21 protein-coding genes and 1 pseudogene are annotated in these 23,614 nt (G+C 59.4%); 8 read left to right on the forward strand and 14 right to left on the reverse strand.

What is annotated here, in order from left to right; translation table 11 throughout:
* A pseudogene (locus F6R97_RS16350) lies at nt 1-397 on the forward strand (DDE transposase); the annotation flags it as partial.
* 128 nt (nt 398-525) lie between these two features.
* Here F6R97_RS16350 and F6R97_RS16355 read toward each other — a convergent pair.
* Together F6R97_RS16355 and F6R97_RS16360 are read right to left on the reverse strand one after the other, a co-directional pair.
* On the reverse strand, nt 526-1,890 hold the full coding sequence (locus F6R97_RS16355) for a GTPase/DUF3482 domain-containing protein (protein WP_315866819.1): 1,365 nt from the start codon (nt 1,888-1,890) through the stop codon (nt 526-528).
* On the reverse strand, nt 1,883-3,262 hold the full coding sequence (locus F6R97_RS16360; RefSeq protein WP_315866820.1) for a DUF2868 domain-containing protein: 1,380 nt from the start codon (nt 3,260-3,262) through the stop codon (nt 1,883-1,885). The genes F6R97_RS16355 and F6R97_RS16360 overlap by 8 nt, the downstream gene beginning before the upstream one ends.
* An 85-nt stretch (nt 3,263-3,347) precedes the next feature.
* Between F6R97_RS16360 and F6R97_RS16365 the strand changes: the two genes are divergently transcribed.
* Complete coding sequence (locus tag F6R97_RS16365) at nt 3,348-3,860, forward strand: dihydrofolate reductase (protein WP_038980923.1); 513 nt, start codon at nt 3,348-3,350, stop codon at nt 3,858-3,860.
* A 110-nt stretch (nt 3,861-3,970) separates the two neighbouring features.
* Here the strand turns inward: F6R97_RS16365 and F6R97_RS16370 are convergent, their stop codons facing one another.
* Complete coding sequence (locus F6R97_RS16370; RefSeq protein WP_038978386.1) at nt 3,971-5,362, reverse strand: L-cystine transporter; 1,392 nt, start codon at nt 5,360-5,362, stop codon at nt 3,971-3,973.
* Between the two features lie 237 nt (nt 5,363-5,599).
* Between F6R97_RS16370 and F6R97_RS16375 the strand changes: the two genes are divergently transcribed.
* Nucleotides 5,600-6,667 carry a phosphorylcholine phosphatase gene (locus F6R97_RS16375; RefSeq protein ID WP_038978387.1) on the forward strand — a complete coding sequence of 356 codons (1,068 nt, stop codon included), beginning with the start codon at nt 5,600-5,602 and terminating at the stop codon, nt 6,665-6,667.
* 247 nt (nt 6,668-6,914) lie between these two features.
* Here the strand turns inward: F6R97_RS16375 and ilvD are convergent, their stop codons facing one another.
* From ilvD to F6R97_RS16400, 5 genes are all read right to left on the reverse strand, one after another.
* Nucleotides 6,915-8,756, reverse strand: coding sequence for a dihydroxy-acid dehydratase (gene ilvD, locus F6R97_RS16380; protein ID WP_007897835.1), 1,842 nt, complete (start codon nt 8,754-8,756; stop codon nt 6,915-6,917).
* 258 nt (nt 8,757-9,014) lie between these two features.
* Nucleotides 9,015-10,223, reverse strand: a complete 1,209-nt coding sequence (locus F6R97_RS16385; RefSeq protein ID WP_050682250.1) for a multidrug effflux MFS transporter — start codon at nt 10,221-10,223, stop codon at nt 9,015-9,017.
* The gene (locus tag F6R97_RS16390) at nt 10,216-11,193 is read right to left on the reverse strand and encodes a diiron oxygenase (protein WP_038980927.1); all 978 of its coding nucleotides are present in this window, start codon (nt 11,191-11,193) and stop codon (nt 10,216-10,218) included. Before F6R97_RS16390 ends, F6R97_RS16385 begins: the two co-directional genes overlap by 8 nt.
* A complete protein-coding gene (locus F6R97_RS16395) occupies nt 11,190-12,269 on the reverse strand; it encodes a SagB family peptide dehydrogenase (RefSeq protein WP_038980929.1) in 1,080 nt (359 codons plus the stop codon). Before F6R97_RS16395 ends, F6R97_RS16390 begins: the two co-directional genes overlap by 4 nt.
* 438 nt (nt 12,270-12,707) lie before the next feature.
* Complete coding sequence (locus tag F6R97_RS16400; RefSeq protein ID WP_007897847.1) at nt 12,708-13,904, reverse strand: class I SAM-dependent rRNA methyltransferase; 1,197 nt, start codon at nt 13,902-13,904, stop codon at nt 12,708-12,710.
* Between the two features lie 256 nt (nt 13,905-14,160).
* On the opposite strand from F6R97_RS16400, the gene F6R97_RS16405 reads away from it, so the two are divergent.
* The 3 genes from F6R97_RS16405 to F6R97_RS16415 are packed head-to-tail and all read left to right on the forward strand — an operon-like array spanning nt 14,161 to nt 16,194.
* Nucleotides 14,161-14,973 (forward strand): HDOD domain-containing protein, encoded by an 813-nt coding sequence (locus F6R97_RS16405; RefSeq protein WP_315866825.1) that lies wholly within the window; start codon nt 14,161-14,163, stop codon nt 14,971-14,973.
* 30 nt (nt 14,974-15,003) lie between these two features.
* Nucleotides 15,004-15,816 carry a bifunctional DNA-formamidopyrimidine glycosylase/DNA-(apurinic or apyrimidinic site) lyase gene (gene mutM, locus F6R97_RS16410; protein ID WP_050682251.1) on the forward strand — a complete coding sequence of 271 codons (813 nt, stop codon included), beginning with the start codon at nt 15,004-15,006 and terminating at the stop codon, nt 15,814-15,816.
* A 54-nt stretch (nt 15,817-15,870) separates the two neighbouring features.
* Nucleotides 15,871-16,194 (forward strand): multidrug transporter, encoded by a 324-nt coding sequence (locus F6R97_RS16415; RefSeq protein WP_315866821.1) that lies wholly within the window; start codon nt 15,871-15,873, stop codon nt 16,192-16,194.
* Between the two features lie 138 nt (nt 16,195-16,332).
* Here the strand turns inward: F6R97_RS16415 and F6R97_RS16420 are convergent, their stop codons facing one another.
* The 5 genes from F6R97_RS16420 to F6R97_RS16440 form a co-directional block, all read right to left on the reverse strand.
* On the reverse strand, nt 16,333-16,584 hold the full coding sequence (locus F6R97_RS16420; protein ID WP_003195146.1) for a YfhL family 4Fe-4S dicluster ferredoxin: 252 nt from the start codon (nt 16,582-16,584) through the stop codon (nt 16,333-16,335).
* A 148-nt stretch (nt 16,585-16,732) separates the two neighbouring features.
* Complete coding sequence (coaD, locus tag F6R97_RS16425; protein WP_038980940.1) at nt 16,733-17,212, reverse strand: pantetheine-phosphate adenylyltransferase; 480 nt, start codon at nt 17,210-17,212, stop codon at nt 16,733-16,735.
* A 115-nt stretch (nt 17,213-17,327) separates the two neighbouring features.
* The gene (locus tag F6R97_RS16430; protein ID WP_315866822.1) at nt 17,328-18,923 is read right to left on the reverse strand and encodes a GMC family oxidoreductase; all 1,596 of its coding nucleotides are present in this window, start codon (nt 18,921-18,923) and stop codon (nt 17,328-17,330) included.
* Between the two features lie 156 nt (nt 18,924-19,079).
* Nucleotides 19,080-19,625, reverse strand: coding sequence for a hypothetical protein (locus F6R97_RS16435; protein ID WP_038980943.1), 546 nt, complete (start codon nt 19,623-19,625; stop codon nt 19,080-19,082).
* A 28-nt stretch (nt 19,626-19,653) separates the two neighbouring features.
* A complete protein-coding gene (locus tag F6R97_RS16440; protein ID WP_050682254.1) occupies nt 19,654-21,084 on the reverse strand; it encodes a coniferyl aldehyde dehydrogenase in 1,431 nt (476 codons plus the stop codon).
* A 146-nt stretch (nt 21,085-21,230) separates the two neighbouring features.
* Here F6R97_RS16440 and F6R97_RS16445 point away from each other — a divergent pair, with 146 nt between their 5' ends.
* Both F6R97_RS16445 and F6R97_RS16450 read left to right on the forward strand, forming a co-directional pair.
* Nucleotides 21,231-21,902, forward strand: coding sequence for a TetR/AcrR family transcriptional regulator (locus F6R97_RS16445; protein ID WP_038980947.1), 672 nt, complete (start codon nt 21,231-21,233; stop codon nt 21,900-21,902).
* A gap of 56 nt (nt 21,903-21,958) precedes the next feature.
* Nucleotides 21,959-22,813, forward strand: a complete 855-nt coding sequence (locus tag F6R97_RS16450; RefSeq protein WP_315866823.1) for a sulfurtransferase — start codon at nt 21,959-21,961, stop codon at nt 22,811-22,813.
* A gap of 92 nt (nt 22,814-22,905) precedes the next feature.
* Here F6R97_RS16450 and F6R97_RS16455 read toward each other — a convergent pair.
* A partial coding sequence (locus F6R97_RS16455; protein WP_315866824.1) for an AraC family transcriptional regulator occupies nt 22,906-23,614 on the reverse strand: 709 nt, incomplete at its 5' end.

Consider the following 23,614-nt stretch of genomic DNA (forward strand, 5'->3'; position numbering starts at 1 on the left):
CAACGAAMGCTGGGAAATCGAATTGGGTTACCGCGAGATCAAGCAAAACCTGCTCAAAGGAGAGCAGTTACGCAGCAAACAACCTGATCTGGTGCGCCAAGAGCTGTGGGGCACCMTACTTGCCTACAACCTGATCCGTCAGGAAATGCGCTTGATGGCTGAAGAAATGAAGGTGGCGCCGCAACGCTTGAGTTTTCTCTGGTTGGCTCAAGCGGTCACCAATGCGCTGCGCTTTTGTCCGCTGGAAACGCCAGGCACGATCCCTAAACGACTGGCAGACCTGAGAGTCCAGGCTCAGCACTTTATGCTTCCTGCCAGGCGGCCGCGAAGTTACCCAAGGGTGGTGAAGCCCAGGCCAGTCAAATACCCCAAAAAGAAGACCGGAGGGCTTAACTGACTGGCATTAGGGCAAGCCCGCTCCCACAAGGTCTCGGGTGATACAGAAATTGTATGAACACCGAAGATCCCTGTGGGAGCGGGATTGCCCGCGATGAGGCCAGAGCTGACACCGCAGATTGCGGGTCTTTAAAGTTGTTGCGCCAACACCTCAACCTGCTCCTGCCGCTCCCCCTGACTCAACTTCGAATTCGGATTCAGCGACGACCACTGCGGATGCGCCCGCGCCTTGTTCAGCGCTTCGGGCAGTTTGCCTTCGCGCCAGGTTTTGTCCCGCGGCGTGGCGACCTGAATGCTGTCCATCGCCGCGTGGCCACGGGAATTCAGAGCCTGCAGCAATTGCCGCTGGCGCAACGCCAACAGCCGCAGCACGCCGTCGTCGACGGTCAGTTCTCGCTGCCCTTTGATCTTGCCCAGCAGGCGACTGCCGTAACTGCGGGCGGTCTGCAGGGCGCCGCCGGCAATCGCTCCGGCCAATGCCGCGGCGCCGAGGGTCAGGCCGCCCACCAGCAAATCAACCCCGGCCCCGGCCGCCGCGCCGGCCGCGATACCGCCGCCGACCCGCACACCGAGCTGCTTCAGGGTTTCCGGGTTGAACAGATCATCGCCCCAGCGGCCATCGAGCAACGGCAAGTCACTGGCCGCCGCATCTTGTGGGCGGAAGGCGTAGAGCTTGAGCAAGGCCTCGACGCAGCGTTGTTCGCGCTGACGCACTGCTTTGCGCAGTTCGCTGATCGCTTGCTGTTCCTGCGCCGCCTCGCTGACCACACTGCGGCGGCAGGCGGCGCAATCGATCAATAAATCGGCAATCAGCCGCGCTGCACTTTGCTGACGGGCCAGACGTTGGGCCTGCTGGTCGGCGATCAAGCGCTCCAGTTGTTCGCGGGAGTTTTCCAGCAGCAGCGCGAGGCTTTCATAGAGTCGACGCTCGCCATCTTCCGGTGGCGCGACGCTGTCGAAGCGCACCAAGGCATGCAAGCCCAACCGCGCCAGTGCTTCGCGCCAATCAGGTTCGCGATGCTGGGCGCTGCTGACAAAATTCAACACCGGCAGCAGCGGTTTGCCGCAACTGGCCAACACTTCCAGTTCGTCGCGGTACTTGGCCAGCACCGGCTCTCGGGCGTCGATCACATAGAGGCCGGCGTCCGAGGCGAGCAATTGCCGCAGCACTTTGGCTTCCTGTTCGAAGCGCTGCCGGGCTTCGCTGCTCTCCAGAAAACGCGCCAATCGTGCCGGGCCGTCGAGGCGCTCGCCAGGTCGTTCCAGGCGTTCGAGGTAGTCGAGTAGGGCGATGGCGTCTTCCAGGCCCGGAGTGTCGAAGAGATCAAGCAATGGCTCGCCGTCTACCGACAATCGCGCGCCTTCGACGTGGCGAGTGGTGCTGGGGCGATGGGACACTTCGCCGAAGCCGACGTCCCGTGTCAGCGTTCGCAGCAACGAGGTTTTGCCGACATTGGTGTGGCCGACCACGGCGAGTTTTAATGGATTAGTCATGACCCGTCTCCAGCCAGTTCAACGGCGCGCAATCGGCGAACGGCAGGTCCAGTTGTTGTAGCGCAACATGCCAGTCGCCCAGGCGTTCGGCATCCAGCGCTTCGCCGGGAGGCGCTTGCAACAACCACACACGGGTGGCGCTAGCGCTGCGGGCCAGTTCGGCGATCAATGCCAGGCTGCCACGGTCCGGCGAGCGCCGTGGGTCACAGGCAATGGCCAGGCGAGCCGGGGGAAAACGGCTCAGCTGTTCGAGCAGTTTGTGTCGGGATTCACGACTGTCGAGGATGCCGGCGTTGTTGACGGTTTTCGGCAATTGCGGCGTCCAAGGGCGTTGGTCATCCAGCTCGATGGCCACCAACAGCGCGCCATCGCTTTGCAGATCGCTGACAGCGCTTTCAACCCGATGAAGTTGCTCAGGCGCGGCATCGCTGATGCCCAGGCGTTCGCTGGTGGGCATCAGCCGTTCGCGCAGTTGGGCGTAGCCGGGCAGGTTCAAATCCAGATGCAGGGCTGCTTGACCGGTTTTCCAGCGCCACAGGCAGAACAATGCGAGCAACAGTCGCGGCAAAACGCCGTACACCAACAGCACCCCAACCAGCCATGCCGCCCAGGCCTGGCGGGCGCTTTCGATGTTCAGCGCGGCATCGCCGCTGGCGCGGATCATCTCCACGCTGGGCACGCTAAAACCGAGCAAGGCCGGCAGAGCGCCGAGCGCTTGAGTCATGGCGACGAAGGTATCGCCGCCGAGAATGGTGGTTTCCCAGACGAAGCCGTAGCGCCGGGTCGCCATCAGCGTCAGCACCATCACCAAGGCGCTGAGCATCGCCAGCAACCACAACCCGTTGACCAGTACGCCCAGCGCCCAACGATTGAGTTTCTGCCGTTGCAGCAACAGCAGCAGGGCCGGCGCCAGTTGCGCGGCGTTGGCATCGCGGGCGAGTTTTTCACTGAGCCACAGCCACAAGCGTCCGAGGGCGGCGCCTTGTTCACCGGCGAACACCAGGCCCAAGGCCCAACTCAGCAATAGAATCAGGTTCAGCCCGAGCAGACTGCCCAACGCCCAGAACACATTGACCGGGGTCTGGCCGTCGCCCAGCGCGGCAAACGCCAGGCTGGCGCCACTGATCACCGCCAATACGGCCAGCACGATCAGCGCCAGTCGCGCGCCTTGCAGCCAATGTTTGAGGGCGTGGGTCTGTCCGTCGCGCTCGGCCAGCCATAGGGCGCGGCGTTGAATACGCGTCGGCAGGTCGCCGCCGGCGCTACGGGCGATTCGATTGGCTTCCAGATCGTCCAAGGGGCCCGCGTGTTCTTCACGCAGGCGCATGGTTTCGCTCAGCCAGAGGTTTTGCAGTGGAGTCAGTTCAGTCACGCGGCTTCCCGTCGCTTAATTGAGCGGTGAGCATAACCGCTGTGACGCTTATCGGGGTAAGGGAGGCTCTGGTATCCTCGCCGACATGACTAAATCACTCCCCCTCAGCCTGATCGCAGCCCTCGGTGAAAACCGTGTGATCGGCGTCGACAACAGCATGCCCTGGCACTTGCCGGGGGACTTCAAATACTTCAAGGCCACTACCCTCGGCAAGCCGATCATCATGGGTCGCAAGACCTGGGATTCGCTCGGTCGTCCGCTGCCGGGGCGGTTGAACATCGTGGTCAGCCGTCAGGCGGATCTGCAGCTGGAAGGCGCGGAGGTTTATCCGTCGCTGGAGGCGGCGGTGGTTCGCGCGCAGCAATGGGCGAACGAGCAGGGTGTCGATGAGGTGATGTTGATTGGCGGGGCGCAGTTGTATGCGCAAGGGTTGGCACAGGCTGATCGGCTATACCTGACCCGCGTGGCGCTGAGCCCGGAAGGGGATGCGTGGTTTCCGGAGTTTGATTTGAACCAGTGGAAACTGGTGTCGAATGTTCCGAATCCGGCGGAGGGTGACAAGCCGGCGTATAGCTTTGAGGTGTGGGAGCGTACATAGATCGTTCCCACGCTCTGCGTGGGAATGCAGCCCGTGACGCTCCGCGTCACTGGACGCGGAGCGTCCCTTGAGGCATTCCCACGCGGGAGCGTGGGAACGATCGGTACGCCTTAAGCCTGAGCCAACTCCGAATGCTCATCCGCATCCAGCAGCTCTTTATCGGTCTGCTGCATCATCTGACTGGTAATCGCCCCCGCCGTGATCGAACCACTCACGTTCAACGCCGTACGACCCATATCAATCAACGGCTCAACCGAAATCAGCAACGCCACCAGTGACACCGGTAAACCCATGGCCGGGAGCACGATCAACGCGGCGAAGGTCGCGCCGCCACCGACCCCGGCCACACCGGCCGAACTCAACGTCACAATCGCCACCAACGTCGCGATCCATAATGGGTCCAGCGGGTTGATGCCCACGGTCGGCGCGACCATCACCGCCAACATTGCCGGGTACAGACCGGCACAGCCGTTCTGGCCAATGGTCGCGCCAAACGAGGCGGCGAAACTGGCGATGGATTGTGGAATACCCAAACGGCTGGTCTGGGCTTCGATGCTCAGCGGAATGGTGGCGGCGCTGGAGCGGCTGGTGAAGGCAAACGTCAGTACCGGCCAGATCTTGCGGAAGAAGCGCAGCGGGTTGATCCCGGCCGCCGACACCAGCAGGCCATGCACCACAAACATCAAGCCCAGTCCGATATAGGACACCACCACGAAACTGCCGAGCTTGATGATGTCTTGCAGGTTGGAGCCGGCGACCACTTTGGTCATCAGCGCCAATACGCCGTATGGGGTCAGCTTCATCACCAGACGTACCAGACGCATCACCCAGGCTTGCAGGGTGTCGATGGCGTTGATCACTTTCTGACCTTTCTCGACATCATCCTTGAGCAGTTGCAGCGCGGCGACCCCAAGGAATGCGGCGAAGATCACCACACTGATGATCGACGTTGGCTTGGCGCGGGCCAGATCGGCGAACGGGTTCTGCGGGATGAACGACAGCAGCAGTTGCGGCACATTCAGGTCAGCGACCTTGCCCGCGTAATCGCTCTGAATGGTTTGCAGGCGAGCCATTTCCTGGGTGCCAGCGACCAGGCCTTCGGCGGTGAGGCCGAACAGGTTAGTCAGGCCGATGCCGATCAGCGCCGCGATAGCGGTGGTGAACAGCAGCGTGCCGATGGTCAGGAAGCTGATCTTGCCCAGCGACGAAGCGTTGTGCAGGCGCGCCACGGCGCTGAGAATCGAGGCGAACACCAGCGGGATCACGATCATTTGCAGCAACTGCACATAACCGTTGCCCACCAGATCGAACCAGCCGATCGAGGCTTTCAATACCGGGTTGCCCGCACCGTAAATCGTGTGCAGAGCGACGCCAAATGCCACGCCCAGTACCAGCGCGAGCAGAACCTTTTTGGCCAGGCTCCAAGTGGTGTGACGAGTTTGCGCCAGGCCAAAGAGCAAGGCGAGGAACACCAGCAGATTGAGGATCAGCGGCAGATTCATAAGAGCTCCAGTGACTTTGCCAGCTGCATTCCGGCGCAGCTGCGAACCGGCAAGCCTAACAGCTTGATATGTAATGATTTAATATCAAAAACAGCGGTTGACTGTCGTTTTTGGAATAAGCCGTTGACGCTGTGGGGAATGCCGCTGACGGAATCAGGATGCAAGCGGTCGCGGGCAGGCGGGGACTGTCATACAGATTTGTTAGCGTCGATATCTTTCAATCAGGGAGAAACGCAGATGAAGCTCGCACCGAAATTTCTGGCTGCCGTACTCGGATTAAGTTTGGGCTTGGGCCTTGCCGGCCAAGCGTTCGCTACTGACCTGAAACACTGGCCAGCCGATCAGGCCAAGGCGCTGGATGCGATGATCGCGGCCAATGCCAACAAAGGTAACTTCGCGGTGTTCGACATGGACAACACCAGTTACCGCTACGATCTTGAAGAGTCCTTGTTGCCGTTCATGGAAAACAAGGGCCTGATCACCCGCGAGACACTTGATCCCTCCCTGAAACTGATGCCGTTCAAGGACACCGCCGACCATAAGGAAAGCCTGTTCAGCTACTACTATCGCCTCTGTGAAATCGACGACATGGTTTGCTATCCATGGGTCGCCCAAGTGTTTTCCGGCTTCACGCTTCAGGAACTCAAGGGCAACGTCGATGAGCTGATGGCGTCTGGCAAACCGGTGCCGAGCACTTATTACGAAGGCGACGTGGTCAAGACCATCGACGTCAATCCGCCGAAAATCTTCACCGGTCAAAAAGAGCTCTACAACAAGCTGATGGAGAACGGCATCGAGGTCTATGTGATGACCGCCGCCTCTGAAGAACTGGTGCGCATGGTCGCCTCCGATCCGAAATACGGCTACAACGTCAAACCACAGAACGTGATCGGCGTGAGCCTGCTGCTCAAGGACCGCAAGACCGGCGAGTTGACCACGGCACGCAAGCAGGTCACAGCTGGCAAGTATGACGAGAAGGCCAACCTGGGCCTCGAACTGACCCCGTACCTGTGGACCCCGGCTACCTGGATGGCGGGTAAGCAGTCGGCGATCCTGACGTACATCGATGAATGGAAAAAACCGGTCCTGGTTGGCGGTGATACTCCGACCAGCGACGGCTACATGCTGTTCCACAGCGTCGACGTGTCCAAAGGCGGCATCCATTTGTGGGTCAACCGCAAAGACAAATACATGACCCAGATTAACGGCATGATGGCCAAAAACGCAGCAGCCCAGGCGAAAGAAGGGTTGGCGGTGACGGCGGACAAGAACTGGGTGATTGTGAAGCCTGAAGATATTCAGTAAGAAGAGCCCCGGCCAAGCTCGCTCTCAACGGCAACATAGAACGAATGTGGGAGCGGGCTTGCTCGCGAAGGCGGTCTGACAGTCAACATCGATGTTGAATGATCGTTCCCACGCTCTGCGTGGGAATGCAGCCCGTGACGCTCCGCGTCACTGGACGCGGAGCGTCCCTTGAGGCATTCCCACGCGGGAGCGTGGGAACGATCAGCCCCGCACTTGGCGGGGCATTTTTTTGTTCGACGGTTAAGTATTACAACCCGTCGAGCATCGCCTTGTTACGTACCGCACCCTTGTCGGCGCTGGTGGCCAACAGGGCATAGGCTTTCAGCGCAGTGGTCACTTTACGTGGACGCACTTCCACCGGTTTCCAGCCTTTCTTGTCCTGCTCGGCACGGCGCGCGGCCATTTCTTCATCGCTGATCAACAGGTTGATCGAGCGGTTTGGAATGTCGATCAGAACCTTGTCGCCATCCTGCACCAGGCCGATCGCGCCGCCAGCAGCAGCTTCTGGCGAAGCGTGGCCGATGGACAGGCCCGAAGTGCCGCCAGAGAAGCGGCCGTCGGTGAGCAGGGCACAGGCTTTGCCCAGGCCTTTGGATTTCAGGTAAGACGTCGGGTACAGCATTTCCTGCATGCCCGGGCCACCTTTCGGGCCTTCGTAACGGATGATCACGATGTCGCCGGCCTTCACTTCGTCGGCGAGGATGCCGCGTACGGCGCTGTCCTGGCTTTCGAAGATCTTCGCGTTGCCTTCGAACACGTGGATCGACTCGTCGACGCCGGCGGTTTTCACCACGCAGCCGTCCAGAGCGATGTTGCCGTACAGAACGGCCAGGCCGCCTTCTTTCGAGTAAGCGTGTTCAACACTGCGGATGCAGCCGTTTTCGCGGTCGTCATCCAGGGTTTCCCAACGGGTCGACTGGCTGAACGCGGTTTGCGTCGGGATACCCGCCGGACCGGCCTTGAAGAAGTGATGCACGGCTTCGTCGGTGGTCTGGGTGATGTCCCACTTGGCGATGCCTTCAGCCAAGGACTTGCTGTGCACGGTCGGCAGGTCGGTGTGCAACAGACCGCCACGGGCCAGGGAGCCGAGGATGCTGAAGATCCCGCCGGCACGGTGCACGTCTTCCATGTGGTACTTCTGGATGTTCGGCGCGACTTTGCACAGTTGCGGTACATGACGGGAGAGACGGTCGATGTCGCGCAGGTCGAAATCGATCTCGGCTTCCTGGGCCGCGGCCAGCAAGTGCAGGATGGTATTGGTGGAACCGCCCATGGCGATGTCCAGGGTCATGGCGTTTTCGAACGCCTTGAAGTTGGCGATGTTGCGTGGCAACACCGACTCATCGTTCTCGCCGTAGTAACGCTTGCACAGCTCGACGATGGTGCGGCCGGCCTGCAGGAACAGCTGTTCGCGGTCGCTGTGGGTGGCGAGGGTCGAACCGTTGCCCGGCAATGCCAGGCCCAGGGCTTCAACCAGGCAGTTCATCGAGTTGGCGGTGAACATGCCGGAGCACGATCCGCAGGTCGGGCAGGCGCTACGCTCGTACTCGGCGACTTTCTCGTCAGAAGCGCTGGAGTCGGCGGCGATTACCATGGCATCGACCAGGTCGAGACCGTGGCTGGCCAGTTTGGTCTTGCCGGCTTCCATCGGACCGCCGGACACGAAGATCACCGGGATATTCAGGCGCAGAGACGCCATCAACATGCCAGGGGTGATCTTGTCGCAGTTGGAGATGCAGACGATGGCGTCGGCGCAGTGAGCGTTGACCATGTATTCGACGGAGTCGGCGATGATCTCGCGACTGGGCAGCGAATAGAGCATGCCGTCGTGGCCCATGGCGATGCCGTCATCCACGGCGATGGTGTTGAATTCCTTGGCGACGCCGCCGGCCCGTTCGATTTCGCGAGCGACCAGTTGCCCAAGATCCTTGAGGTGCACATGGCCCGGTACGAATTGGGTAAAGGAGTTGGCAATGGCGATGATCGGCTTCTTGAAGTCGTCATCTTTCATCCCCGTGGCGCGCCACAGTGCGCGTGCACCGGCCATGTTGCGGCCGTGGGTGGATGTTTTCGAGCGGTAATCAGGCATGAAGCACTCCGGGCGGCTAATCAGGTATCAAAAGGGAAGTGAGCTTCTGTTGACGTCTGGAACACTCAGAAATGGCCGTGTGTCCGGAAGTTGCCGATAACTTTGCGGGATCGCCGCGCGCTTCAGCTTGAGCTCATAAACCCGCCGGGGGATGACTGGCGATGAATCTCGTGATTCTACACCGCTGGCGTCAGGAGGGAATGCCGGAACGTGTTGATCCAGCGCTGACACAGCGTATGGGATGACGACTGGCAGGTGTCAACCCGCTTTCAGCGCCAGATGCTGCCGTGTGATCATTACATTCAAGCCCAAACCCGCGGCACTCAAGGTCAAATAGCATAAGGCGAGCGCTGTGGTCAGATCCTCGGAGGCGAGATTGATTACCACACTGATTACTCCACCGCACATGAAAATCAGCACACCACCGACCGAGGTAGATGTTCCGGCATTCTGTGGGTAAAGACTCATGGCTTTGGAGTTGGCGATTGGTCTGGCAATGGTGGTGCCTGCGGTACAAATCAGCATGGGTATCAGCACCGCCGTAGCGGAGAGCCCGAACTGATCGGCCAACCACAGCATGACCAACCCTGACAAGGCGATCAGTCCCAGACCGATGACTATCTGTGTGTTGGCCTGCAGGTGTCGATGCAGAGCGCCGGCGACTATTCCGCCAAATACGTAGGCGACGCCATACAGCAATAACGCCCAGGCAAATTCGTATGGCGAAAGCGCCAGACGTTCCATGAAAATGATCGGAGAAATGACGATGAACGAAAAATGGCAGGCGAAGGCCAAGGCTGAAATTAGCCAGTAACCCATGAAGCGTCGATCCGAGCACACTCGCCAATAGGCACTGAAAAATCGTCCATGTGACAGGGTATGACGCTGCGGGGTTTCGTTAAGCAGAACGAAGGCTTTAAGCCAAACAATGACGGCCAGCGTGATAAACACATAAAAGCTACCCTGCCAACCCATCTGTAACTGCAACCAGGTCCCCAACAGGGGCGAAAGCGAAATGAACACCCCGCCACTTGTCACCATCCAGATTCTGATTCGCTCCTGCTCCTTGCCGACGAATAAATCCTGAACCAGTGCCTGTGTTAGCACGAAGGATCCGCAACCAACCGCTTGGATCACCCGAAAGAACAAAAACCAGTTGTATTCGCTGGAAGCCAGGCAACCCATCGCACCGACCACCGCGATTGCGATTCCTGCCAACAGCAGCTTCTTGCGTCCCCACATGTCCGACAACGGTCCGACCAGTACCACGGACAATGCCAGACCAATGGCGAACATGCTGACGGACAGGGCAATCTCGGACGATGAGGTCCGAAAGTAGTCAGAAAGATCGGGAAAGGACGGGAGCACCACATCGAGAGGGAAGACGCCGAGCAGCGTCATTATCATCAACAGAGTAAACGTGGCCCGACGTTTTTCGGCGCTGGGTGTATCGTTTCCTTCATCCATCGATAAGTCCTGCCTTCATGAATAGTTGCTGGTTGTAAGGCAGGTCGAAGAAACCGGCTTTTTTCAACGCCTGAAGCGTCGCCCTGGCGCCGGACCGGGCACGTAGAAGCGTGGCTTGGGGGCTGGTCAGTTCACCGAGAACTTGCGTGACGGCCGTCTCGCCGATACCTGCGCTGTGCAGGCTTTCCCGCAGCCATCGCTCATCGACCTCGAAGAAAATCCGGATGCTGTCCAGCAGCAGCCTGGCGGCGAATAGGCGTTGACGGTTGTTCAGCGTCAGCCACAGGTAATGGAACACTTCAGAGAAATAGCGACTGTGGCGCGCCTCATCGGCGAGATGATCCCTGAGCATTGCCTGGACGCTGGACACCAGGTCGTCATGGCAGACGTCGAGCAGTTCCCTGGCAATGATCGTCTCTGACACGAACCCGACGAGAAACCAGGCCAGCGCCCGGTGTTTGTCAGGTGTGCGCTCGAGCAGGGTGTTCAATCGCGTGATGCGCTGCGGCACGACCGGGCGCAGGTTGAACCCGTAGATCCCGGCAATCTGCTCGGCAAGGCTATTGGAGAACAGGGCGTGATAACCCTCGTCGGTATAAAGCTGAAGCGCGGCGGTCTTCATCCGTGGGGGAATGTTGACCTTCAATTCACCGTGGATGATGGTCTCCACGGAACGGTTGACGATGCGGTGTTCGAGCACGGTGGTGTAGTCGAGGAAGTACACCAGATGATTGGCCGACAGCCGATGGATGACGGTTGGACCTAGCGCTTTGATAGCCGGGTGATTCAGGTAAGCCAGCAAGCCTGGGGGAAACCAGTGACGTGTTTCCAGTTGCTGTTCCAGGTCTGGTGGTAATAGATAGTCATGTTTGCTGGTTCGCACCGACGCGCGGGTATTCCAGTCCCCGAGGGTGAAACGCAGCGCCCAGGAAACGGGGTGGTCTGACGGGGCGATGATGGGGGCGGTCATTGTTGCGGCTCCCGACTGCTCAGCAGATCCTTCAATTCCTTGCACATCACTTGTCCGTCGCTGTGGCCACAGCCAACAAAAAACAAGGGTTGTTCTGCGTTGTTCTCGAGCCCCAGCAATGTTTCGACCTGATCGTCCGTCAGTGCTCCGGTCAGCCATGTGTTCAGCCCCAGTGCAGTGGCCACCAGTTGAAAGGTCTGGGAAATATGCCCCGCCTCCACGAAGGCCATTCGGTAGGCTCGCGAGTGTTCATATTTCCACCACAACTTGTCGAAGCGAGCGGTAATGAACAGGCCCGCCGGCAGGTTATTGATGAAATGTTGGCCGCACAGCAACTGCCCCAGGGGCGAGTCAGGTGCCGGGTTGACGAAGCTCAGTGCATGGTCGGTGGGATGGTAGGCGTAGAACCCGGGATTCAGTCCGCTGACGTTTTGTACATGAAGAAAGCCTTCGCAGGCATTCAGCCCGCCGCCGGACGGGCTGCTGCGTCGGGCACCGAGACCTTCGACAATCGTTTCGTCGACGTCATTTTCACGCTCATGCAAGTAGCCCAAGGACAGGTAAAGCAGTGTGCCGACATCTTCCAGTGAAACCGCTTCATCCGTGAAGGTGCGGCAGGTTTTTCGGCCGATCAGGACGTTGGCCAGGGAGCCCTCCGGCAGGCAGGAAGGTTTTGGCAGGGCGATCAGATCGCGTGCCTGGCGTTCTGTGAGCCTGGCGTCCGGCGCGGGTGCTTCCAGTACTTCGGTGCAATGATCCAGATAGTATCTCGACCATTCATGAATATCCTGAGGAACATGTTCGCAGGGAATGTTCTTGGTGCCGATATGAAATATTTTCGACAGTTCATCCCAACCCCATTCAATGCTGTCTTGTATTGATGTGGTGAGTATCCCGCAGTTTAGAAGTTGAGTGTCGACTATGTTGCTGTCGTTATAGAGTTCGGGGTTGTGGATAAGTTGTGCAAGTCGGGTTGAATATTCCAGGTTAAGTTCAAATTGTTTGTGGTTTTTGTAATCCCAGACTATTTGGCCGGGCGTACGAGGAAGTATGAACAGGTATGGATTTATCTGCATGATGGGCGGTTCGCTCTGGACGTAGCCATAGAAAACGCTGGGTAGCCGGCACTCCCCAGCGTTTCATTTACTTAGCGGGTTTTTGGCGCAACCAGAAAAGCCAGGTTGGCGATTTTGTTTGTTTCCAGAGTAATTGCTTTCATATTTTTTGACTCCTTGTCATTGATAGTGAGTGTCACTTCGCGGTGACAACTCAATCATAGGCGGTAATGAGCCCTTATCAAGGGGATATTAAGTAGGAATATTCTAGTAATTTTGTCGGAGCGATCTGGGGGTGGGGATAAGTTTGTAAGTTATATTCTTTTAAATAAAAGATGCAGAGAAACGTCCTGCAAGTCAGTAGGACCGCAAGAGTAAGAAGCAGGGGCTGAAGAGTGGATGTCGTGGCGTTAAAACGGCTGACGGAGAACCTGTCGGCTCCCCGTCAAACCAGCGTACTTAGCTGTTTGGCAGCAGACGGCAGGTGATGCTCTTGATGTAGCGGGTCTCGGCAATCGCCGGGTGTACCGGGTGATCCGGGCCCTGACCACCGCGCTCCAGCATCTGGATGTTGCGGTCCAGGTGACGGGCGCTGGTCAGCAGAATGTTCTGCAGATCGTCTTCCGGCAGGTGCATCGAGCACGAAGCGCTGACCAGGATGCCGTCCTTGCTGAGCAGGCGCATGGCTTGCTCGTTCAGGCGACGGTAAGCACCTTCACCGTTTTTCATGTCTTTCTTGCGTTTGATGAAGGCAGGAGGGTCGGCCACGATGACGTCGAAACGCTCTTCGCTGGCTTTCAGTTCCTTCAGGGCTTCGAATACGTCGCCTTCGATGCAGGTCATTTTTTCGGCGACGCCGTTCAGTGCGGCGTTGCGCTCGACGCCGTCGAGGGCGAAGGCCGAAGCATCGACACAGAACACTTCACTGGCGCCGAAGGCAGCCGCTTGAACGCCCCAGCCGCCGATGTAGCTGTACAAGTCCAGTACGCGTTTGCCTTTGGCATAAGGTGCCAGGCGCGCGCGGTTCATGCGGTGGTCGTAGAACCAGCCGGTTTTCTGTCCCTGGATGACTGGCGCTTCGAATTTCACGCCGTTCTCTTCCAGAGCGACCCATTCCGGCACCAGGCCGAATACGGTTTCGACATAGCGGTTGAGGCCTTCGGCATCACGGGCAGCGGAGTCGTTCTTGAACAGAATGCCGCTTGGCTTGAGCACTTGGGTCAGTGCCGCGATCACGTCGTCTTTGTGAGCTTCCATGGTCGCCGAGGCGATCTGCACCACCAGAATGTCGCCGAAACGGTCGACTACCAGGCCTGGCAGCAGGTCGGAGTCGCCGTAGACCAGGCGATAGAACGGCTTGTCGAACAGGCGATCACGCAGGGACAGGGCAACGTTCAGGCGATGCACCAGCAGCGACTTGTCCAGCGGCAACTTGATGTCGCGCGACAGCAGACGGGCGCAGATCAGGTTGTTCGGGCTCATGGCAACGATGCCCAGCGGCTTGCCGCTGGCGGCTTCGAGGATCGCCTGGTCGCCGGCCTTGAAACCGTGCAAAGGTGTGGCGGCTACATCGATTTCGTTGCTGTAGACCCACAAGTGGCCGTTCCGCAGGCGACGGTCGGCGTTGGCTTTGAGGCGCAGGCTAGGCAGGGACATGACGTCGCTCCGGAAAAAAGAGCGGGAGTATAGCGTGTTGCGCAAGGGCTCGGCTTGGCGGATGGACATGCGGTGAGGGGGGGCTCCCACAGAGAGTGCATTTGTTCTGGGCAATAAATGAAATTTCGGCGACATAGCCGCGGATGTGTCAGATCCATCTTCTTAAGGGTTAGAATCCCCGCCTGACCCGGAGTGTGTACTTATGTCCCAAGAGCTGACGACCGAACAGATTCAACAGTCCCTGCAAGGCATCAGCGTGCCGGCCCAGCCGCAGATCATGGTGGATCTGCAGATGGAGCAGTACATGCCCGATCCGGACCTGGAAGTGATCGCGAAGCTGATCTCCCAGGACCCAGGCCTGTCCGGCGCCTTGCTGAAAATCGTCAACTCGCCGTACTACGGTTTGAGTAACAAAATCACCGCGATCCAGCGGGCGGTGAACCTGTTGGGCAGCCGTTCGATCATCAACCTGATCAATGCGCAGTCGATCAAGGGCGAGCTGAACGACGACGCGATCGTCACCCTCAACCGATTCTGGGACACGGCGCAGGACGTTGCGATGACATGCCTGACCCTGGCCAAGCGCGTCGGTGTCCAGGCCGGTGATGAAGCCTATGCATTGGGCCTGTTCCACGATTGCGGCATCCCGTTGATGCTCAAGAAATTCCCCGACTACATGAAAGTGCTGGAACAGGCCTATGGCAACGCCAGCGCCGAATGCCGCGTGGTGGATACCGAGAACAAAAAATACAACACCAACCACGCCGTGGTCGGGTACTACACCGCCAAGTCCTGGCGCCTGCCGGAACACGTCACCCAGGCCATTGCCAACCATCACAACGCGCTGGCTATTTTCAGCGATGAATCGTCGCGCAACACGCCGCTGAAAAACTTGCTGGCGATCCTGAAGATGGCCGAGCACATTTGCGCCTCCTTCCGAGTACTGGGCAACCAGTCCGAAGACCATGAGTGGAACAGTGTCGGGCCTCGTGTGCTCGATTACATGGGGCTTTCGGAATACGATTTCGAAACCCAGAAACAAGAGATTCGCGACCTCGCCTCTCGTTGAGTGTCGAACCTCGCCTGATTCGAGAGCCCCATGCCTGAACTGCCGGAAGTCGAAACCACCCGCCGCGGAATTGCACCGCACCTGGAAGGCCAGCGCGTCAGCCGGGTGATCGTGCGTGAGCGCCGTCTGCGCTGGCCGATCCCCGAAGACCTGGATGTGCGGTTGTCCGGCCAGCGCATCGTGCTGGTGGAGCGTCGCGCCAAGTACCTGCTGATCAACGCCGAAGTCGGCACGCTGATCAGTCATTTGGGGATGTCGGGGAATCTGCGGCTGGTGGAAGTCGGTATGCCGGCGGCCAAGCATGAGCATGTGGACATTGAACTGGAATCGGGCCTGGCCCTGCGCTACACCGATCCGCGGCGGTTTGGCGCGATGCTCTGGAGCCTGGACCCGCTGAACCACGAACTGCTGATTCGCCTCGGGCCGGAGCCGTTGACCGATCTGTTTGACGGCGAGCGGCTGTTCCAGCAATCCCGCGGGCGTTCCATGGCGGTCAAGCCGTTCATCATGGACAACGCGGTGGTGGTCGGCGTCGGCAATATCTACGCGACCGAAGCATTGTTTGCGGCCGGCATCGACCCGCGACGTGAAGCCAAGAGCATTTCCCGGGCGCGTTATCTGAAACTGGCGATCGAGATCAAGCGCATCCTGGCCGCCGCTATCGAACGCGGCGGCACCACGTTGCGGGATTTTATCGGTGGCGACGGTCAACCGGGTTATTTCCAGCAGGAACTGTTCGTGTACGGCCGTGGTGGTGAACACTGCAAGGTCTGTGGCACAGGGCTGCGGGAAGTCAAGCTTGGGCAGCGCGCCAGCGTCTTTTGTTCGCGCTGTCAGAGCTGATATCGGCTACGGTCTATAGTCAGTGTTCTCACTGCCTAGCCGAAGGACCGTGCCATGAATCTGTTTCGAACCCTTGTCGTTACGCTGCTGCTGAGCGTCGGTGCGTCCGCGCTGGCGGCTGAGAACGGCAGCGGCGATCCGCGTTACACCATCCAGAATCCACCGGCCTACGCCATGCTTGGCGATTTACTGATTGCCCGACCGTTGTTGGTCGCGGCGACGGTGATCGGTGCCGGGGCGTTTGTGCTGTCGTTGCCGTTTACCGCGTTCGGTGGTGGCATTGGCGATGCGGGGCAGGCGTTGGTGGTCGATCCGGCGAAAGCCGCATTTGTGCGGTGTTTGGGGTGTATCGGGGAGGGGTTTGAGCAGCGGGAGTGAAGTCAGTTACATCTACGGTGTGGCTGATGACCTCATCGCGGGCAAGTCGGATCGCCGCACCGCCGCTCCCACAGGGTTTACGCGGTCCTTGTGGGAGCGGGCTTGCCCGCGATGGCGGCGTTGAAGTCGCCGGATGACTCAAGCCTTACCGGTAATCTTGCGGTACTTCTCCATCAACTGTTCTTCAGTCTCTGGATGAGCCTCGTCCAGCGGGATGCAATCCACCGGGCAGACCTGCTGGCACTGCGGTTCGTCGTAGTGGCCGACACATTGTGTGCACAGGTTCGGGTCGATCACGTAGATCTCTTCGCCCTGGGAGATGGCGGCGTTCGGGCACTCGGGTTCGCAGACGTCGCAGTTGATGCAATCGTCGGTGATGATCAGGGACATGCTAACTCCAGCCGGGGCGGCAGGCCCGGGCGCAATAAATCAATGCGCACAATTGTGCCGCATTGGCGCCCGCAGTGCACGCGGGCGCGATCAAGTGCAGCGATCGAAGATTGCGGTAGCCGTAAAAGATCGCAGTCTTCGGCAGCTCCTACTTTTTAAAGCGTAGGGTGAGGGCGTCGGCCACCGCCGGGTGGACGAACTTGGTGATATCGCCGCCCAGGGCTGCGATTTCACGGACCAGCGTCGAGGAAATGAACGAATAACGCTCGGACGGGGTAAGAAACAGGCTTTCCACATCCGGCGCCAGTTGGCGGTTCATGTTGGCCAGCTGGAATTCGTATTCGAAGTCCGATACCGCGCGCAAACCACGCAGGAATATGTTGGCGTTCTTCTCTTTGGCGAAGTGCGCGAGCAACGTCGAGAAACCGACGACTTCAACGTTCGGCAAATGTTTGGTGACCTCGCGGGCCAGCTCCACACGTTGTTCCAGGGGAAACAGCGGGTTTTTTTTCGGGCTGGCGGCGACGGCGATGATCACATGATCGAACAGGCGCGAGGCGCGTTCGACCAGATCGCCATGGCCCTTGGTAATAGGGTCGAAGGTACCTGGGTACAACACTCGGTTCATCGCGTCGTCCTGGCGGGAGTCCGTTGGGGAGTCGGATGGTATCGCAGCCTTCCCGGTCGGCCAAGTCGCCTGTTGGGTAAGAAAGCACTATAGACGATGGGAATATTCCGCGTTTTCATGGGTTTTTCAAACGTTCGGCCAGCGAAGTGGCCAATTGCGCCGTCAGTCCGTAGACCGACAATTGTGGGTTTGCGCCAATGCTGGTGGGGAAAATCGAGCCGTCATGAATCGACAGATTGGTGAGTTGGTGATGTCGGCCGAGGCTATCGGTCACGGCGTTTTTCGGGTCTTCACCCATGGCACAACCGCCCATCACATGAGCACTGCCTAGGCGCGTGCGGTACAACTCAAGGCTCAAATCGTCGATTAATGCGCGCGCTTCGGTGAGGGTTTTCACGTAACGAGCGTCGGCGTGCATCGGCATCACGGCGTTGGCGCCCCCGGCGAACTGGATCTCGGCCATGCTGTGGAATGCCCGGCGCAACCCGTCCCAGGCATACGGTGAAACCTGATAGTCGAGCACCGGTGTACCGTCACCGCGCAATTCAACGCTGCCACCAGGGCTGTCCGGGTGAAAACCGTCCCGCAGCAACGCCAGCATGGCGTGAGTGTGCGGCAGGTTTTCCATATGCCGGGCGCTTTCCGTGCCGAAACCACCGAGTAATGTGCTGGCCAGCGCCGGGTGGAGCGGTGGAACTTCAAGTTTGTAGGACATCTTGCCAGTGGTGCCATCCTGCCATTGGAAATGGTCGGAATAGATCGACTGCGGCGCGCCGTAGAACGGGTTGATCACCTCATCAAACAGCCCGGCGGACATGTTTACCAGGTGCAGGAATGTTCGTTTACCCACTCGCTCGTGCGGATCCGGCGCCTCGGAGCGCAATAGCAGCGCCGGGCTATTGATCCCGCCACCGGCCAACACGTAATGCCGCGCCTTGACCGTAATCGTGCGTCCGGTGGGCGCAACGCAACGCTCATCCATCGCCACACATTGCAGGCCAGTGACCTTGCCGTCCTGGATCGACAGCTTTTCGGCGCGGGCCAGGTAGAGCAGCTCGCCACCTTTCTCCAGGGTTGCCGGGATGGTTGTGACCAGCATGGATTGCTTGGCATTGGTCGGGCAACCCATGCCGCAGTAACCGATGTTCCAGCAGCCACGCACGTTGCGCGGAATCACATGCCAGGCGTAGCCGAGTTTTTCGCAGCCTTTGCGGATGACGTCGTTGTTGGCATTAGGCGGCACCCTCCATGGGGCGACACCCAGGCGTTGTTCCATTTTCTCGAACCAGGGTGCCATCTCGGCCGGTGTGTGGCCTATGACGTCGTGCTCTTTGGCCCAGTGTTCCAGCGTCGGGTCCGGGGTGCGAAAGCTTGAGGTCCAGTTGATCAGCGTAGTGCCGCCCACTGCCCGGCCCTGAAGGATGGTGATCGCGCCGTCCTTGCTCATGCGCCCGATGCCTTCCTGGTAGAGGCTGGTGTAGGCCTGGTCTTCGAGCATCTTGAAGTCGCTGCTGGTCTTGAGCGGGCCTTCTTCGATCAGCAATACCTTGTAGCCGGCGGCGCTGAGGATCTCGGCGGTGGTCCCGCCGCCGGCACCGCTGCCGATGATTGCCACATCCGCTTCGAGGGTCAGGTCCTGGGTCAGTCGGGCGCCGTTGTAGGTTTTCCAGCCACGGGCCAGGCCTTCGCGGAACGGATCGGGTACGGGCATGTTTGGGGTTCTCTTATTATTTTGGATTTGTTGGTGATGCGGCTGACGCCATCGCGGGCAAGCCACGCTCCCACAGGGTTTGAGTCGTTCACAAAAGGGTGGTCCCTCTCAAAACCTGTGGGAGCGTGGCTTGCCCGCGATAGGGTCGACTCGGTCTCAAACCGTAGGCGGCCCGGGATACCCGCAATGCGCCCATGACTCCGCCCGGCTGTACCACGCCATCATCACCATTTGCAGCACCGAGCTATGGCCCATGCGCAGCAGGCTCAACGAGCTGTTTTCCCAGCGGTCGAGAAAGTGACGGATCTCGCCGGCACTGGCGTTTTCCCAGCTGCCCCAGATCCCGGTCAATGGGCCGCGGGTAATGCTCATCCCCAACACATCGAACAATTGCCGGGTCAGTTTGAGCATTTCCGGCGACAAGTGATTCAGGCCGTTATCCAGGCAGTGCAAGGTATCGGCGACGGCGGCCGGCATTTTTTCGATGACCACGGCGCCGTCGAGCATCACCGGAATCACTGCCCGCAGAAACAGCAGGTCGCCGCTGCGCAGAATCGCGAAACCGCTGGCCGGAGTACTCGACGAGCAGCCGCTGAGGCTCGCGCCTAATCCGGCCGTGGCCAGAAAGGCACTGGCGCCGAGGCTGAATTTGAGCAGGCCGCGCCGTGACAGCGCGGGTGTGTCGGACAGGCTTGGGCTCATTATTGTTATTACCCGGCGGTGATGATCGTTAGCGGATAAACAGTTTCTGGATCAGTTTCTGAATGGATTTGCCATACGGCGGATAGATCAGCTTCGCCGCATTGAAGCGTTGTTTGATCAGCACGCCTTTGGCCTTGCTGAAGGTTAGAAAACCTTCGTGACCGTGGTAGTGGCCCATGCCCGAGGCGCCGATGCCGCCGAACGGCATGTCGTCCTGAGCAACGTGCAGCAAGGTGTCATTGAGGCAAACGCCGCCGGAATGGGTTTCGTGTAGGACGCGGTTTTGCTCGCGCTTGTCGTAGCCGAAGTAATACAGCGCCAGCGGACGAGGGCGTTGGTTGATGTAGGCAAATGCTTCGTCGAGATCCTTGTACGGCACGATCGGCAGCAACGGGCCGAAGATTTCGTCCTGCATCACCGTCATGTCGTCGCTGACGTTGAGCAGCAGGCTATGACTCATGCGCCGGCCCTGGCCCTGATCGAACAGCGGAATCAGCAGCGCGCCCTTGCTGGTGGCGTCGCTGAGGTAGCCGTTGAGCCGCGCCAGTTGTCGATCATTGATGATGGCGGTGTAGTCCGGGTTGTCGGCCAGCGTCGGATAAAACCCGCGAACCGCCTGACGATAGGCTTCGACAAAAGAGCCGACGCGGTCTTCCGGCACCAGCACGTAGTCCGGGGCGACACAGGTTTGCCCGGCGTTGAGGGTCTTGCCGAAAGCGATGCGTTCGGCGGCGTCCTTGAGCGGCACATCGCGGGAAACGATGGCCGGGGACTTGCCGCCCAGTTCGAGGGTCACCGGGGTCAGGTTCTCGGCCGCCGCGCGCATCACATGTTTGCCGATGCTGGTGGCGCCGGTGAATAGCAAGTGATCAAAACGCAGCCGCGAGAACGCCACGCCGATATCGGCCTCACCCAGCACCACACAGACCAAATCCTGGGGAAAGATTCGACCCAGCAATTCCTTGAGCAGCAAACCGGTGGCAGGGGTCGATTCGCTGAGTTTGAGCATCACCCGATTGCCCGCCGACAACGCCCCCACCAACGGCCCGATAGCCAGGTAAAGCGGGTAGTTCCACGGCACGATCACGCCGACCACGCCCAACGGCTGATAAACCACTTTGGCTGACGCTGGTTGAAAGGCGAGACCGACTTTGCGTCGCGAGGTTTTCATCCAGTCTTTGAGGTGCCGGCTGGCGTAGTGAATGCCGTGCAGGCTGGGCATCAATTCGGCGAGCAGGGTTTCATCGGCGCTGCGGTGGCTGAAGTCCTGGCTGATGGCGTCGATCAGGGCCTGACGCTCATTGCTCAGCAGGTCCTTCAACGCCTTTAGCCATTGCTGGCGCTGAGCCGCGGGTGGCATCGGGTTGGCTGCATACGCCGCGCGTTGAGCATCGAACAGGGCTTGGAGTTCGTCCAGAGGCTGCTGCAGGTTCTTCAGGTAGGCGATGTCAGCAGGCATGGTCGGCTCCGGATTTATTGTAATGAGGGACTTTTTAGAGTCTATGCTCTATAAAGTCAAATGGCACTCTGGTACAGCTTTGTTTTATCCATGCGCGGATAGGTCGTAAGATGCCCCTCATCGCACTCTGAATTAAAGCTCAAGCCATGGCCCCTCGGATCAAAACCAGCGAGCGCATCGTGCAGAACAGCCTGGAGCTGTTCAATCAACAGGGCGAGCGCAGTATCAGCACCAACCACATTGCTGCCCACATGGAGATTTCCCCGGGCAACCTGTACTACCACTTCCCCAACAAGCAGGCGATCATCGCCGTGTTGTTCAGTGAGTACGAAAACCTGGTGGACAGCTTCCTGCGCCCGCCCCAGGGCCGTGCCGCGACAGTCGAAGACAAGCGCTTCTATCTCAAGGAGTTGCTCTCCGCCATGTGGCGCTACCGCTTCCTGCATCGCGACCTCGAGCATTTGCTCGACAGCGATCCCGAGCTGGCCGCCCGTTACCGGCGCTTTTCCCAGCGCTGCCTGATCCAGGGCACACACATCTATGCGGGTTTCGTCGAGGCCGGCATTCTGTGCATGGACAAGGTTCAGATCGAATCCCTGACCCTAAATGCGTGGATCATCCTCACATCGTGGGTGCGTTTTCTGTGCACCACGCGGGAAAACTCCAATCATCTGAGCGAACAGGCGATCAAACGGGGCGTGTATCAGGTGCTGGTGCTGGAGGCTGGGTTCGTCACGGATCAAGCTCGCGATGCGGTGAATGCACTGTTCGAAGAGTTTTATGTGCCGCTGGCCCAGGCGCTGGAAGAAGTGGGATAAAGAAGTGGAATAAAGAGTGCAGTAGGATTCCAGACAAAAAATCACAGGAGCCCGTTATGCCCATTGCGCAACTGATCAGCCCGCAAGCGTTGGACCTGAAAAAGGAGACGCCGGGGCTGGTGATTCTGGATTGTCGTTTTGCCCTCGAAGACCCTGATTACGGTCAGCGCAGCTACGCCGAAGGGCATATTGCCGGATCGAGCTTTGCCGATCTGGAGCGTGATTTGAGCGGGACAGTGGTCAAGGGGGTTACCGGGCGTCATCCGTTGCCCGAACCCGAAAACCTGATCGAACGTCTGCAAACCTGGGGCATCAACGCCGACAGCGAAGTGGTTTTGTACGATGACGGTCCCGGCGCCTACGCGGCGCGGGCCTGGTGGTTGTTGGCGTGGCTGGGTAAGCGCGATGGTGTGTTCATTCTCGATGGCGGGCTGAAAGCATGGCACGCCGCTGGATTGCCCCTGAGTCTTGATGCGCCGTCGGTTACCCGTGGCACCTTCACCGGGACGCCGGATGCTTCGTTGGTGCTCAGCGCCGAACAACTCCAGCAACGTCTTGGCCAGCCCGCGCTGACCTTACTCGACGCCCGCGGCTTGCCGCGCTTCAAGGGCGAAGTGGAGCCGATCGATCCGATTGCCGGGCACATCCCCGGCGCACAATGTGCCGCGTTCACCGATAACCTGGGCAGCGACGGGCGGTTCCTGCCGCCCGAACAGCTCAAGCAGCGGTTTGCCGCGAAGCTCGGTGATCGTTCACCGACGGAGTTGGTCGCGTATTGCGGTTCCGGTGTGACCGCCTGCCACAACTTGTTCGCCCTGTGCCTGGCGGGTTATCCGTTGGGAGCGTTGTATGCCGGGTCGTGGAGTGAGTGGATCAACGATCCTGCGCGAGGCGTCGCCACCGGCGAATGAAAGATCAAAAGATCGCAGCCTTCGGCAGCTCCTACATGAAACGCATCCCCTGTAGGAGCTGCCGAAGGCTGCGATCTTTTAGCGGCACATTGTTATTCCAGACGGGCACTGCGATACGCACCCGGTCCTACACCGTAAACCTGTTTGAATTGCCGACTCAGATGACTCTGGTCGGCAAACCCCAGCTGCGTCGCGACTTCCAGCGGCAGGCAGCCGCGCTGTAACAGCGCTCGTGCCCGGGCGATACGCTGCTGCATCAACCAAGTGTGTGGCGGCATGCCGGTGGCTCTGCGAAACACTCGTGCGAAGTGGAAGGGTGACAGGTTCACCGTCGCCGCCAGTTCTTCCAGCGAGGGCGGCGCCGCCAATCGTGATTGCAGCAGTTCCTTGGCCAGGGTCACCGCCCGATGTTCCTTGCCAGGTTTACCGGCGACCGGGACGGCTGCGTGGCGTTGCAACAGCGACAGCATCATTTCCCGCCAGGCCGTCTGCTGCTGCAGTGCCGTGGACGGACTCTCCAGCAAACAATGCAGTTGGCAGAACCCCTTCACCAGATCTGGATCGCGATACAACGTGGCGCCAAACGCCGGCAAGGTATCGGTCGGCAGTTCGAGCTCGTCCAGCAGTGAAAGAATCTGCCCGCTGTCGGGATAAAACGCCCGGTACAACCAACCGTCTTCCGTACCTTTGTGGCCGGTGTGCAGTTCATCCGGATTGATCAGCACCAGCGTGCCACTGCCTGCCAGATGCTCGGCGCCTCGATAGCGATAACGCTGGGCGCCGAGCATCTGGCAGGCAGTG

This window comes from Pseudomonas sp. JV414, from assembly GCF_032424305.1.
GTDB classification, from domain to species: Bacteria; Pseudomonadota; Gammaproteobacteria; order Pseudomonadales; family Pseudomonadaceae; genus Aquipseudomonas; species Aquipseudomonas lini.

Coding starts and splice junctions, on each gene's coding strand:
- F6R97_RS16355 (WP_315866819.1), bottom strand. CDS start 1,890: ATGACTAATCCATTAAAACTCGCCGTGGTCGGCCACACCAATGTCGGC.
- F6R97_RS16365 (WP_038980923.1), top strand. CDS start 3,348: ATGACTAAATCACTCCCCCTCAGCCTGATCGCAGCCCTCGGTGAAAAC.
- F6R97_RS16370 (WP_038978386.1), bottom strand. CDS start 5,362: ATGAATCTGCCGCTGATCCTCAATCTGCTGGTGTTCCTCGCCTTGCTC.
- F6R97_RS16375 (WP_038978387.1), top strand. CDS start 5,600: ATGAAGCTCGCACCGAAATTTCTGGCTGCCGTACTCGGATTAAGTTTG.
- ilvD (WP_007897835.1), bottom strand. CDS start 8,756: ATGCCTGATTACCGCTCGAAAACATCCACCCACGGCCGCAACATGGCC.
- F6R97_RS16385 (WP_050682250.1), bottom strand. CDS start 10,223: ATGGATGAAGGAAACGATACACCCAGCGCCGAAAAACGTCGGGCCACG.
- F6R97_RS16390 (WP_038980927.1), bottom strand. CDS start 11,193: ATGACCGCCCCCATCATCGCCCCGTCAGACCACCCCGTTTCCTGGGCG.
- F6R97_RS16395 (WP_038980929.1), bottom strand. CDS start 12,269: ATGCAGATAAATCCATACCTGTTCATACTTCCTCGTACGCCCGGCCAA.
- F6R97_RS16400 (WP_007897847.1), bottom strand. CDS start 13,904: ATGTCCCTGCCTAGCCTGCGCCTCAAAGCCAACGCCGACCGTCGCCTG.
- mutM (WP_050682251.1), top strand. CDS start 15,004: ATGCCTGAACTGCCGGAAGTCGAAACCACCCGCCGCGGAATTGCACCG.
- F6R97_RS16415 (WP_315866821.1), top strand. CDS start 15,871: ATGAATCTGTTTCGAACCCTTGTCGTTACGCTGCTGCTGAGCGTCGGT.
- F6R97_RS16420 (WP_003195146.1), bottom strand. CDS start 16,584: ATGTCCCTGATCATCACCGACGATTGCATCAACTGCGACGTCTGCGAA.
- coaD (WP_038980940.1), bottom strand. CDS start 17,212: ATGAACCGAGTGTTGTACCCAGGTACCTTCGACCCTATTACCAAGGGC.
- F6R97_RS16430 (WP_315866822.1), bottom strand. CDS start 18,923: ATGCCCGTACCCGATCCGTTCCGCGAAGGCCTGGCCCGTGGCTGGAAA.
- F6R97_RS16435 (WP_038980943.1), bottom strand. CDS start 19,625: ATGAGCCCAAGCCTGTCCGACACACCCGCGCTGTCACGGCGCGGCCTG.
- F6R97_RS16440 (WP_050682254.1), bottom strand. CDS start 21,084: ATGCCTGCTGACATCGCCTACCTGAAGAACCTGCAGCAGCCTCTGGAC.
- F6R97_RS16445 (WP_038980947.1), top strand. CDS start 21,231: ATGGCCCCTCGGATCAAAACCAGCGAGCGCATCGTGCAGAACAGCCTG.
- F6R97_RS16450 (WP_315866823.1), top strand. CDS start 21,959: ATGCCCATTGCGCAACTGATCAGCCCGCAAGCGTTGGACCTGAAAAAG.